This is a genomic window from Streptococcus sp. 1032, from assembly GCF_013277015.1.
Lineage (GTDB): Bacteria > Bacillota > Bacilli > Lactobacillales > Streptococcaceae > Streptococcus.
In genome coordinates this window covers 38,016-50,764 of sequence record NZ_VMMD01000030.1, presented here as the reverse complement: position 1 = coordinate 50,764, position 12,749 = coordinate 38,016, and the positions used below count along the sequence as shown (strand labels likewise).

Annotated in this window: 8 protein-coding genes and 1 tRNA gene; 5 read left to right on the top strand and 4 right to left on the bottom strand. The window is 41.9% G+C overall.

The window, feature by feature from the left end; genetic code table 11:
* Positions 1–259: 259 nt before the first annotated feature.
* The 4 genes from HT711_RS10315 (at position 260) to HT711_RS11500 (ending at position 3,726) form a co-directional block, all read left to right on the top strand.
* Positions 260–562, top strand: coding sequence for a lactococcin 972 family bacteriocin (locus HT711_RS10315; RefSeq protein WP_045611574.1), 303 nt, complete (start codon positions 260–262; stop codon positions 560–562).
* Positions 563–657: 95 nt separating this feature from the next.
* Complete coding sequence (locus HT711_RS10310; RefSeq protein ID WP_173233574.1) at positions 658–2,673, top strand: DUF1430 domain-containing protein; 2,016 nt, start codon at positions 658–660, stop codon at positions 2,671–2,673.
* A 1-nt stretch (position 2,674) separates the two neighbouring features.
* Positions 2,675–3,307 (top strand): ABC transporter ATP-binding protein, encoded by a 633-nt coding sequence (locus HT711_RS10305; protein ID WP_000571433.1) that lies wholly within the window; start codon positions 2,675–2,677, stop codon positions 3,305–3,307.
* Between the two features lie 140 nt (positions 3,308–3,447).
* On the top strand, positions 3,448–3,726 hold the full coding sequence (locus tag HT711_RS11500; RefSeq protein WP_173233576.1) for a competence protein ComA: 279 nt from the start codon (positions 3,448–3,450) through the stop codon (positions 3,724–3,726).
* Between the two features lie 508 nt (positions 3,727–4,234).
* On the opposite strand, the gene ndk is transcribed toward HT711_RS11500, so the two are convergent.
* The 4 genes from ndk to rpoB all read right to left on the bottom strand — a co-directional run bounded on the left by ndk (position 4,235) and on the right by rpoB (position 12,237).
* Positions 4,235–4,648, bottom strand: coding sequence for a nucleoside-diphosphate kinase (gene ndk, locus HT711_RS10295; RefSeq protein WP_173233578.1), 414 nt, complete (start codon positions 4,646–4,648; stop codon positions 4,235–4,237).
* Between the two features lie 49 nt (positions 4,649–4,697).
* Positions 4,698–4,829: a chlorohydrolase gene (locus HT711_RS11125; RefSeq protein WP_191904182.1), complete on the bottom strand. Its 132-nt coding sequence runs from the start codon at positions 4,827–4,829 to the stop codon at positions 4,698–4,700.
* An 86-nt stretch (positions 4,830–4,915) separates the two neighbouring features.
* Positions 4,916–8,593, bottom strand: a complete 3,678-nt coding sequence (gene rpoC, locus HT711_RS10290) for a DNA-directed RNA polymerase subunit beta' (RefSeq protein WP_049487426.1) — start codon at positions 8,591–8,593, stop codon at positions 4,916–4,918.
* Positions 8,594–8,625: 32 nt separating this feature from the next.
* Positions 8,626–12,237 carry a DNA-directed RNA polymerase subunit beta gene (gene rpoB, locus HT711_RS10285; RefSeq protein ID WP_173233579.1) on the bottom strand — a complete coding sequence of 1,204 codons (3,612 nt, stop codon included), beginning with the start codon at positions 12,235–12,237 and terminating at the stop codon, positions 8,626–8,628.
* Positions 12,238–12,650: 413 nt separating this feature from the next.
* Between rpoB and HT711_RS10280 the strand changes: the two genes are divergently transcribed.
* A tRNA-Cys gene (locus HT711_RS10280) sits at positions 12,651–12,721 on the top strand.
* Positions 12,722–12,749 lie beyond the last annotated feature (28 nt).

Genomic DNA, 12,749 nt, shown 5'->3' with positions numbered 1-12,749 from the left:
GTAACAATACCAGATAGATATAAGAATGGAGATGTTTGATAAAATGCTTTCATAGCTAACCAACTGTTGAAAATTATGAGTTACAAAATCTAAAGTATTTAAGATTGGTTTATAAAATTAGGTCTCTGCCTGTAGAAAGGAACGTGCAGTTAGAAAGGAGGAAAAAATAGGATACTATAATTCAGACTGAGATTTCTAATTAAAATATGTAGTTGCATTTCGCTCATTTTCATAATATTTCATTCAGAGGAGTAATAATATGTTAAAATTTAGAAAAGTAGTTGCATCATCCCTTGCCGTTTTGGCATGTAGTTTGGCTCTTCCTGTTTTGGCAGTTTCTCTCCATGGTGGCGAGTGGACCTATGGAGGCTATCATGATCCAAATAATTGGGGAGCATTTTCGAATTATTATCATGGTTCAGAGGATCACTGGGCCTATGTTGGAAGTAATGGACGTGACAATCAAAAAACAGCTTATGCAGGAGCACATAGTGCGGCCTATGCGTTTGTTAATACAAATTTTGGGGAGCAAGTTACATTTGATGCGGGATTGCAAGAATAATTGAAGAAGATTCTTTTATCAATAGTTTAGTAAGCTTGTTAGTTTATAGAGGGCAGGGGTATTTCTGCCCTCTATTTTAGAATAAGGAATGCACTATGAAAAAATTATTTATACTCATATCCAACCTGCTTGCTAGTTTGTTCTTTGTTTGGGTATTTACCATTTGGACTGATACATATGTTTCCCATTATTACCCCAACGTTGTTGTACGTGATTCTTCCCCTGAAACAACTTTTCAGCATGTTGCTACACGCTTGGAAAAACTAGCAGAAGAAACGGATAGCTTTATTGCGATTCAACACCAGGATCCTAACTCAGAAGGTACTCCAGTGTTTTCTTATACGACCTTTGGGAACGGAAAGTTGCCTGATGGGCTACAGGAAAAAAATCTAGAAGATGCTCAAAGTAGTAGTGTTGAAACAAACTATTTTGTATTCGATGGAAACCTAGATATTCACTTGCTAAGGGAGGAGCTAAGTCAACTTGGCTTGACTAACATGCACCTGATAATTCCATCTAAACTATCTACGTTAATGGCTATCTTTAGTAACGGATTTCAGTTAATCGGTTTATTGATTTTCATCTTAACCTTTGGAGCACTGACTTTAATTAGTCAAATTAGCCAATTACGGTCGTCGGGCATTCGCCTCATTTCAGGAGAGAAACGGTGGTCCATTTTCCTTAGACCAGTTGGTGAGGATTTGAAAGGGATAGCTGTTGGTTTCAGTTTAGCTGGCGTGCTCGCCATTCTTATGCAAAAAATTCTGTCGCTTCCAACGCAATCCCTAATGACCATAGGAGAAGGCTTGCTCAGTTATAATCTCATCTTGTTGTTGATCTCCCTGTTTTTCGCTCAACTCTTCGCAGTTGGGATAAAAAAGATACACCTGATGCAGATTATAAAAGGGCAAGTGCCTGTCAGAGGAATCATTAGTTTGATTTTAATCGGTCAACTATTAGCGATTATTATTGTAACGCTGGGAATAGGGAGTAGCTTAAAGTATTCCCAAGCCTGGCAACAGCATCGGATTGGACAAGAGGCTTGGAGCCAGGAAAGGCAACTGATTACCCTATCATTCAGCCGTGAAGGAACGAGTCCTGGTTTTGATGAACAAGCTCAAAGGAAACTCAGAACTTGGTATCAATTGATGGATCTGGCTGTTTCAGAAAAAAAGGCTTTCTTATCTAGACACCAGTTAATTGACCGTACTTTGCAAAATGGCATGGCTTCCTCCAAAAACTTTATAACCTCTACAGAATGGCACGATTACAACCCGAATGGCAATGTCCTTATCGTCACACCGCAATACTTGGAGCGTCAAAACATTCCTGTAGATACAACTATTGAGCAAAAGATGAATCACCTTGATGTAGGGGAGTTTGTCTTATTGCTGCCTGAACACCTCCGTTCAGAGGAAGAACATTATAAATCTGTTTTTGAAGACGACTTAACCAGTCGCATGTCTAGTAAAGATGAACGACAGCAAATGACTGCTACGGTAGGTTATTTGGAATCAGGTCAGGATCGTTTTGTGTATAATACGACCCCTATTTCTTACCAGCAGTTTTTGAAAGATCCAATCATCATTGTTATAACACCCCAATCAACTGGTCCACAGTCCATTTTCTTTTGGGTAGACGCAGTACAGAATTACGTTCTCTTTAATCAATTGTCTGATGCCCAGGAGCTTATCCAGAGACAAGGCATTGAAAATTGGGTCTCAGAAATGCAAACAGGTTACCACAACTACATCACATTATCGGATAATATCCAGAGGGAACGTTGGGTAATGCTAGCAGGAGCTGTGCTTGGGATTACAACTTCAATCTTGTTGTTTAACACTATGAATAGGCTCTACTTTGAAGAATTTAGACGTGCCATTTTTATCAAACGCATTGCAGGTCTCAGGTTCTTAGAAATCCATCGCACTTATCTCTTTGCTCAACTGGGTGTGTTTTTACTGGGATTTGTTGCGAGTGTATTTCTTATGGTAGAGATAGTAGTTGCTTTCTTAGTCTCGTTACTCTTTACTGGTCTATCTCTTTTACAGTTACATGTCCAAATGCAGAAAGAAAACAAGATGTCCATGCTTGTTTTGAAGGGAGGTTAATATGATTGAACTTAAACAGGTGAGTAAATCTTTTGGAGAACGAGAGTTATTTTCGAATCTTTCAATGACATTTGAGGCTGGAAAAGTCTATGCCTTAATTGGTTCAAGTGGTAGCGGAAAAACAACCTTGATGAACATGATTGGAAAATTAGAATCTTATGATGGGACGATTTTTTACCGAGGTAAAGACTTGGCCAATTATAAATCGAGTGATTTTTTCCGTCACGAATTGGGCTACCTCTTCCAAAACTTTGGCTTAATTGAAAACCAAAGTATTGAAGAAAACCTTAAGCTAGGTCTCATTGGTCAAAAGTTGAGTCGGTCGGAACAGCGGTTGAGGCAGAAGCAGGCTTTAGAACAGGTCGGCCTGGCTTATCTTGACCTAGATAAGCGCATCTTTGAGTTATCGGGCGGAGAATCGCAACGGGTTGCCTTGGCAAAAATTATCTTAAAGAATCCACCCTTTATTCTGGCAGATGAGCCAACAGCTTCAATAGACCCAGCAACCTCTCAGTTGATTATGGAGATTTTGCTATCTCTTCGAGATGATAATAGGCTAATCATTATCGCAACACATAATCCGGCAATTTGGGAGATGGCTGATGAAGTGTTCACGATGGATCGTCTGAAATAAAAATCCTTGTTTTTAATTGCACGATGAGTTACTAAAATATTATCATGAATCAATAATTGGAGTTAATTTAGAATTGTATTTTATTGATATTGAGGTAACTTTTTCTTGATAAAGGAAGAAATAGTGGAGAGGAAGTTAGAATGAAAAAATTCGACAATTATATTATTGAGAAGCCTTGCGATTCTAATTCAGATAAACTGCAAAAAATCTTAATAATTGAAAGTTTGGTAGATGATATTTTGCAATTTTCTCTCAGAATCAATAATAGTGTAGGAGAGATTTTCCTCCTACAACCGTTTCAAAAGAAAACTATCTTTATTCCATGTTATTTTGAGGAAGATATTGTGAAAGTCAAAGATGATGATAAAGTTGAGTGGGATTTGTTAGAATTTCAAAAATTTAGAGCATTTTTGACTTAGTTATCTGTGTTGAAGGCTCAAAACCTATGGTAAAAAGTAGCTTTGAAAACGTATTACATCCAAAGATTTAGTTAAATAATGATTTAACACAAAAAGAAATTATTGAAGTTCTGGAAAGATGTTGTTTCAGTATTGAGAAAAGGTGGGAAAAACTTGCAATTTTCACAGAGAAAGGAAGAAAAAGTATAGAAATATAGTCAATTGAAACAAGAACAGGACAAAAGAACCTTTTGTGCCATATTTTTCTCCTTTCGCTTTACAATTGGCTTGAACACCTTTATTGTATCGCGTTTGGAGTTTTTTGGTATAACCTTCAACGCGCACCCGCATAGCGGGTGGTTTTTTTGTCTCGAACCTAATGGAGCGAGACGAACTAATAGTCACATAATCAAAAAAACGCATCATATCAAAGACTAAAAAGTTTGATATTATGCGTCATGTCTTAAACTAATTGACTATACTTTATATTCAAATGAGCTTTTAACCAATCTCTTTGATCAATCAACTCTTAAAACCAAAGTGCAATTTCTCGCTTAGCTGACTCTTCTGAATCTGAACCATGTACAACATTTTGGATAACCTCATTTTCTCCAGAAGCTTTTGCAAAATCACCTCGAATAGTTCCTGGTAAAGCTTCTTCTGGACGAGTTGCCCCCATCATAGTCCGCCAAGTTTCGATTACTTTGGGACCAGAAATGACACCCACAAGAACTGGGCCTGAAGTCATGAATTCACGAATCGGTGGGTAAAAACTTTGGCCAACCAAGTCCTGATAGTGCTGGTCAATTAACTCTTCTGAAACCTTTGTACGCAACTCCAATTTTTCGATTGTAAACCCACGTTGTTCAATGCGTTTCAACACTTCACCCACTAGCCCTCTTTTTACACCATCTGGTTTAATGATAAAAAATGTTTGTTCCATACCCGTCTCCTTTGTCAGCTTCTTTCTTTTATACTCTTCGAAAATCTCTTCAAACCACGTCAACTCTATCTGCAACCTCAAAACAGTGTTTTGAGCTGACTTCGTCAGTTCTATCTACAACCTCAAAGCAGTGCTTTGAGCAACCTGCGGCTAGTTTCCTAGTTTGCTCTTTGATTTTCATTGAGTATTATTTTACCATATTTCATGGAAAAATGGAGAGAGTTTTCAGAAAAGAGAAAGAGAACCCGAAGGCTCTCTCATTCTCTTTTATTCTACTGTTTCTTCCACAGTTTCAACGGCAGTATCCACAACTACTTCTGTTGTTTCTTCGTTTCCTTCTTCCTCTACTGGAGGATTAAGATATTCTTCTTCGTTGATAGCTTGTGGTTCAAGGTTACGGTAACGGGCCATACCAGTACCAGCTGGGATGATCTTACCGATGATAACATTTTCTTTAAGTCCAAGGAGATGGTCTTTCTTACCACGGATAGCCGCGTCAGTAAGGACACGAGTTGTTTCCTGGAAGGAAGCCGCTGACAAGAAACTATTTGTTTCAAGTGAGGCTTTGGTAATTCCCATAAGGACTGGGCGACCTGTCGCTGGAACTCCACCTGCGATAAGGACATCTTTGTTAGCATCTGTAAAGTCATTGATATCCATGAGGGTACCCATGAGAAGATCTGTGTCACCTGGATCCATGACACGAACTTTACGGATCATTTGACGAACCATTACCTCGATGTGTTTGTCACCGATTTCTACCCCTTGGCTACGGTAAACTTTTTGTACTTCACCGAGAAGATAAGTTTCAACTGACAAGACATCACGGACTGCAAGGAGACGTTTTGGTTGGATAGAACCTTCTGTAAGAGCGGCACCACGCGCTACTTGGTCTCCAACTTCTACACGCATACGAGCTGTAAATGGAACGACGTACTCACCTTCGCCAGTTTCACCCTTAACAAAGACTTTCTTAGTACGAGTTGAAGCGTCTTCTTCGATAGCGGTAACTTGTCCTTTAACCTCTGTGATAACCGCTTCCCCTTTAGGATTGCGGGCTTCAAAGATTTCTTGGACACGAGGAAGACCCTGAGTGATATCGGTATTTGAGGCAACCCCACCCGTGTGGAAGGTACGCATTGTAAGCTGTGTACCAGGTTCCCCGATAGATTGGGCAGCGATTGTACCAACTGCTTCACCAACTTCAACCGCATCACCAGTCGCCAAGTTGATACCGTAACAGTGACGGCAGACACCATGACGAGTGTTACATGTAAATACAGAGCGGATAGTCACTTCTTCCACACCAGCATTGACAATTTCACGCGCTTTGTCTTCTGTAATCAACTCATTTGGACCGATAATAACTGCACCAGTTTCTGGATGTTTAACAGTTTTCTTAGTGTAACGACCGTTGAGACGCTCTTCGAGTGACTCGATCATCTCTTTTCCTTCTGCGATAGAGCGGATCAAGAGACCACGGTCAGTTCCACAGTCGTCCTCACGGATGATAACATCTTGGGCAACGTCAACCAAACGACGAGTCAAGTAACCTGAGTCGGCTGTCTTAAGGGCCGTATCGGTCATACCTTTACGGGCACCGTGAGTTGAGAAGAACATTTCGAGTACTGACAAACCTTCGCGGAAGTTTGAAAGGATTGGCAATTCCATGATACGTCCGTTCGGAGCAGCCATCAGACCACGCATACCGGCAAGCTGTGAGAAGTTTGAGATGTTACCACGGGCTCCTGAGTCCATCATCATAACGATTGGGTTCTTAGGATCTTGGTTGGCAATCAAGCGTTTCTCTAGTTTTTCACGAGCAGCACGCCATTCCGCTGTAACGGCATTGTAACGCTCGTCGTCTGTGATCATACCACGACGGAATTGTTTGGTGATTTGTTCTACACGTTTGTGTGATTCTTCAATGATTTCAGCCTTGTCATCAACAACTGGGATATCGGCAATACCCACTGTCAATCCTGCAAGAGTTGAGTGGTGGTAACCGAGGTTCTTCATACGGTCAAGTAGGGCAGAAGTTTCTGTCGTACGGAAACGTTTGAAGATTTCAGCGATGATATTTCCAAGGTTTTTCTTCTTGAATGGAGGGTTAAGTTCAAGATTGCTGATAGCTTCCTTGATATCTCCACCAAGTGGCAAGAAGTATTTAGCTGGAACGCCTTCTGTCAAGTTGGCATTGTTTGGTTCTTGCAAGTATGGTAGACCCTCTGGCATGATGTCGTTGAAGAGGATTTTACCAACTGTTGTAAGCAAGACTTTATGTTTTTGCTCTTCTGTCCATGGTTTGTTAAGGCTATCTGTTGCGATACCAACACGTGAGTGAAGGTGAACATAACCATTGCGGTAAGCCATCACAGCTTCATCACGGTCTTTGAAGACCATTCCTTCACCTTCACGACCAGCTTCTTCCATGGTCAAATAGTAGTTACCCAAAACCATGTCCTGAGATGGAGTAACAACTGGTTTACCATCTTTCGGGTTCAAGATGTGCTCAGCAGCCAACATCAAGATACGAGCTTCTGCTTGGGCTTCTTCTGAAAGCGGTACGTGGATGGCCATTTGGTCCCCGTCAAAGTCAGCATTGTAGGCTTCACAGACAAGTGGGTGCAAGCGAAGGGCCTTACCATCAATCAAGACTGGCTCGAAGGCTTGGATACCCAAACGGTGAAGGGTCGGTGCGCGGTTCAAAAGCACTGGGTGTTCTTTAATCACTTCTTCAAGAATATCCCAGATACGTTCATCTCCACGTTCCACCAAGCGTTTAGCTGCTTTGACGTTTTGCACGATATCACGGGCAACGATTTCACGCATCACGAATGGTTTAAAGAGTTCGATCGCCATTTCACGTGGCACACCACATTGGTACATCTTAAGAGTTGGACCAACAGCGATAACGGAACGTCCTGAGAAGTCAACACGTTTACCGAGCAAGTTTTGACGGAAGCGTCCTTGTTTACCTTTAAGCATGTGGCTCAATGATTTCAGCGGACGGCTACCTGGTCCTGTGATTGGACGACCACGACGACCATTGTCAATCAAAGCGTCAACCGCTTCTTGAAGCATACGCTTCTCATTTTGAACGATGATACCTGGTGCATTCAACTCAAGCAAACGAGCCAAACGGTTGTTACGGTTGATAACACGGCGGTAAAGGTCGTTCAAGTCAGATGAGGCAAAACGACCACCATCCAACTGCAACATTGGACGAAGATCTGGTGGAATAACTGGAAGGATGTTGAGAATCATCCATTCAGGTTTGTTTCCAGACTTGTAAAAGGCATCCAAAACATCCAAACGACGGATGGCTTTGACACGTTTTTGTCCAGTAGCTGTTTTCAACTCTTCTTTGAGTTCAGCAATTTCTTTTTCAAGATCTACTTGTTTCAAAAGGTCTTGGATGGCTTCGGCACCCATCTTGGCAACGAATGATCCATAACCATACTCACGCAAGCGCTCACGGTATTCGCGCTCTGTCATGATAGACTTGTGTTCAAGTGGTGTATCCTTAGGATCAATCACCACATAAGCCGCAAAGTAGATAACTTCCTCGAGGGCACGGGGGCTCATATCAAGGGTCAAGCCCATACGGCTTGGAATTCCCTTGAAGTACCAGATGTGAGATACAGGAGCTTTCAACTCAATGTGCCCCATACGCTCACGACGAACTTTTGTACGCGTTACTTCAACCCCACAGCGGTCACAAACAATCCCTCTATAACGAATACGTTTATATTTACCACAAGCACATTCCCAGTCTTTTGTAGGACCAAAGATAACTTCATCAAAGAGTCCTTCGCGTTCTGGTTTCAAGGTACGGTAATTGATTGTTTCAGGTTTTTTGACTTCTCCATAAGACCATGAACGGACTTTGCTTGGAGAAGCTAGGGTGATTTGCATACTTTTAAAACGATTTACATCAACCACTATTTCTTCCCTTTCTATTCTAAGTGAACTGCTTATTCTTCTTCAGCAGCTTCTTCTGTTGCTTCCGCTTTTGTTGCTTTTTCAGCTTCTTCAGCTTCAAAGGCTGCTTTAGCCTCTTGGGCTGCTTTTTCGCGGGCTTTTTCAAGGTCATCTACGTGGATGACATCTTCGTCCATTCCTTCATCCAAGTCGCGAAGTTCCACTTCTTGGTCATCTTCGTCTAGGACACGCATGTCAAGACCAAGAGATTGCAATTCTTTGACAAGAACTCGGAAGGATTCTGGAACACCTGGTTTTGGAATTGGTTTTCCTTTTGTAATAGCTTCATAGGCTTTCAAACGTCCGTTGATATCGTCAGACTTGTAAGTCAAGATTTCTTGAAGGACATTTGACGCACCGTAGGCTTCAAGAGCCCAAACCTCCATCTCACCGAAACGTTGTCCACCAAACTGAGCTTTACCTCCAAGTGGTTGTTGGGTAACGGTTGAGTAAGGTCCGACTGAACGCGCGTGCAATTTATCGTCAACCATGTGGTGGAGTTTGATCATGTACATGACTCCGACAGAAACACGGTTATCAAACGGTTCCCCAGTACGTCCATCGTAAAGGATTGTTTTGGCATCGCTATCCATACCAGCTTCTTTAACAGTTGACCAAAGGTCTTCAGAACTTGCTCCGTCAAAGACTGGTGTTGCGATGTGAATACCAAGAGTACGAGCAGCCATACCAAGGTGGAGCTCCATAACCTGACCGATATTCATACGTGATGGCACCCCAAGTGGGTTCAACATGATATCGACTGGAGTTCCGTCTGGAAGATAAGGCATGTCTTCTACAGGAACGATACGAGAGACAACCCCTTTGTTTCCGTGACGTCCGGCCATCTTATCTCCGACCTTGATCTTACGTTTTTGAGCGATGTAGACACGAACCAGCATGTTAACACCTGATTGCAACTCATCTCCATTTGCACGTGTAAAGATCTTGACATCACGAACGACACCATCGGCACCGTGTGGTACACGAAGAGAAGTATCACGCACTTCACGAGACTTGTCTCCGAAAATAGCGTGCAAGAGACGTTCTTCAGCTGAAAGGTCCTTCTCACCCTTAGGTGTTACTTTACCTACAAGGATATCACCTTCTTTAACCTCAGCACCGATACGGATAATACCCATTTCGTCAAGGTCTTTAAGGGCATCTTCACCAACGTTTGGAATTTCACGAGTAATTTCTTCAGGCCCAAGCTTTGTATCGCGTGTTTCTGATTCGTATTCTTCAAGGTGAACAGATGTGTAGACATCGTCTTTCACCAAGCGTTCGCTCATGATAACGGCATCCTCGAAGTTGTAACCTTCCCATGTCATGTAGGCAACGATTGGGTTTTGTCCAAGCGCCATTTCTCCATTTTCCATAGAAGGTCCGTCAGCGATGAAATCGCCTTTTTCAACGACATCGCCAACTTTAACAAGCGTACGTTGGTTGTAAGCGGTACCTGAGTTTGAACGACGGAATTTTTGGATGTGGTAAACGTCCAATGAACCATCTTCACGACGAACTTCTACCTTGTCAGCATCTGCGTAAGTAACTTTACCATCATACTGAGCAATCACAGCAGCTCCTGAATCGTGGGCTGCTTGGTATTCCATACCAGTACCAACGTAAGGTGCCTGAGGATTGATCAATGGCACAGCCTGACGTTGCATGTTGGCTCCCATGAGGGCACGGTTGGAGTCATCGTTTTCCAAGAAAGGAATACATGCTGTCGCAACGGCAACTACCTGTTTTGGTGATACGTCCATGTAGTCAACAACATTAGCTGGATACTCTTGGTTGACCCCTTGGTGACGTCCCATGACAATCTTCTCAGCAAAGGTTCCATCTTCATTCAGACGAGAGTTTGCCTGAGCTACAGTATATTCATCTTCTTCATCGGCTGTCAACCAAACGATTTCGTTTGTAACAACGCCTGTTTCACGGTCAACCTTACGGTATGGTGTTTGAACAAATCCATATTTGTTCAAGTGTCCGTAAGATGACAAGTTGTTAATCAAACCGATGTTAGGTCCTTCAGGTGTCTCGATTGGACACATACGACCGTAGTGAGTGTAGTGCACGTCACGTACTTCATATCCAGCACGGTCACGTGTCAAACCACCAGGTCCCAAGGCTGACAAACGGCGTTTGTGAGACAACTCAGAAAGTGGGTTGTGTTGGTCCATGAACTGTGACAACTGTGATGAACCAAAGAATTCTTTCACCGCAGCTGTTACAGGACGGATATTGATGATTTGTTGTGGTGTCAAGACTTCATTGTCCTGAACAGACATACGTTCACGGACATTACGTTCCATACGAGAAAGTCCAAGACGTACTTGGTTAGCAAGCAATTCACCAACCGCACGGATACGACGGTTTCCAAGGTGGTCGATATCATCTACACGACCAAGTCCTTCAGCCAAGTTGAGGAAGTAACTCATCTCAGCAAGGATATCAGCAGGAGTGACGATACGAACCTTGTCATCTGGATTAGCATTACCAATGATGGTTACAACACGGTCTGGATCAGTTGGTGCAACAACCTTGAATTTTTGAAGAACAACTGGCTCAGTCACAACCGCTGCATCATTCGGAATGTAAACAATCTTGTTCAAGTCACCATCCAAATGGCTTTCAATGCTTTCAATCACACTACGAGTCATAACAGTTCCAGCTTCTACCAAGATTTCTCCTGTTTCAGGATCTACCAACGGCTCAGCAATTGTTTGATTGAGCAAACGTGTTTTAACATTGAGTTTTTTATTGATCTTGTAACGACCAACTGCTGCTAGGTCATAGCGACGTGGATCAAAGAAACGAGCTACAAGTAAGCTACGTGAGCTTTCAGCAGTCTTAGGCTCACCTGGACGAAGACGTTCGTAAATTTCTTTCAAGGCTTCGTCTGTACGAGAATCCATTGGGTTCTTGTGGATATCTTTTTCAACAGTGTTGCGAACCAATTCGCTGTCACCAAAGATATCAAAGATTTCATCATCACCTGAGAAACCAAGCGCACGAACCAAGGTTGTAAATGGAATCTTACGAGTACGGTCGATACGAGTGTAGGCGATGTCTTTCGAGTCACTTTCAAGTTCCAACCAAGCTCCACGGTTAGGGATAACCGTTGAACCGTAGCCCACTTTACCGTTTTTATCAACTTTATCGTTAAAGTAAACACCTGGTGAGCGCACCAACTGAGATACGATGATACGTTCACCACCATTGATAATGAAAGTACCCATTTCTGTCATGATTGGGAAATCACCAAAGAAAACTTCTTGAGTTTTGATTTCGCCTGTTTCTTTATTGATCAAGCGGAAAGTTACAAAAATTGGTGCTGAGTAGCTAGCATCGTGGATACGAGCTTCTTCTAGCGTATATTTTGGTTCCTTGATTTCATATCCAACAAATTCCAACTCCATTGTGTCTGTGAAGTTTGAAATTGGCAATACATCTTCAAACACTTCCTTCAGACCATGGTCTAGGAAATCTTTGAATGAGTCAGTTTGAATTTCAATCAAATTTGGTAAGTCAAGAACTTCTTTGATTCTTGAAAAACTACGACGGGTACGATGTTTCCCGTATTGAACGTCATGTCCTGCCAAGATGATTCTCCTTTGTAAATAAGTTCCAAGCCTTGTCAATCAGGCTTTCTAATCGTCATATGGTTGTAAAACCCCTATCACCGTGTCCTCTTGACGAATTTTCAGAATCTTTAAGTCTTTGTTACAAATACTCAAAATCCTGAAAAAAAGCACAAAAAGAGCAGCTAAATCTGACTTTTTCAGAAGATTTAACTGCTGTGAGCCTTGTCCGGACAATATTTCAGACAAAACCTACGACAAATGATTATTTACATTATATCCTATTTAGCTAGATTTTTCAAGAGGATTCTGTAGTTTTTTGGTAATTTTTTCCCATAGAAAACTTGGCATCACATTCGAATCACACTATGGTACAAAAAACTGAAAAAGCTATTGACTGAAAATCATTTTCAAGGTATAATAAGAAACGTTAAGGCGGTATAGCCAAGTGGTAAGGCACGGCTCTGCAAAAGCTTGATCGTCGGTTCAAATCCGTCTACCGCCTTCTATAACTTGATTTATCAGGTTTCAAA

Coding starts and splice junctions, on each gene's coding strand:
- HT711_RS10315 (WP_045611574.1), top strand. CDS start 260: ATGTTAAAATTTAGAAAAGTAGTTGCATCATCCCTTGCCGTTTTGGCA.
- HT711_RS10310 (WP_173233574.1), top strand. CDS start 658: ATGAAAAAATTATTTATACTCATATCCAACCTGCTTGCTAGTTTGTTC.
- HT711_RS10305 (WP_000571433.1), top strand. CDS start 2,675: ATGATTGAACTTAAACAGGTGAGTAAATCTTTTGGAGAACGAGAGTTA.
- HT711_RS11500 (WP_173233576.1), top strand. CDS start 3,448: ATGAAAAAATTCGACAATTATATTATTGAGAAGCCTTGCGATTCTAAT.
- ndk (WP_173233578.1), bottom strand. CDS start 4,648: ATGGAACAAACATTTTTTATCATTAAACCAGATGGTGTAAAAAGAGGG.
- HT711_RS11125 (WP_191904182.1), bottom strand. CDS start 4,829: ATGAAAATCAAAGAGCAAACTAGGAAACTAGCCGCAGGTTGCTCAAAG.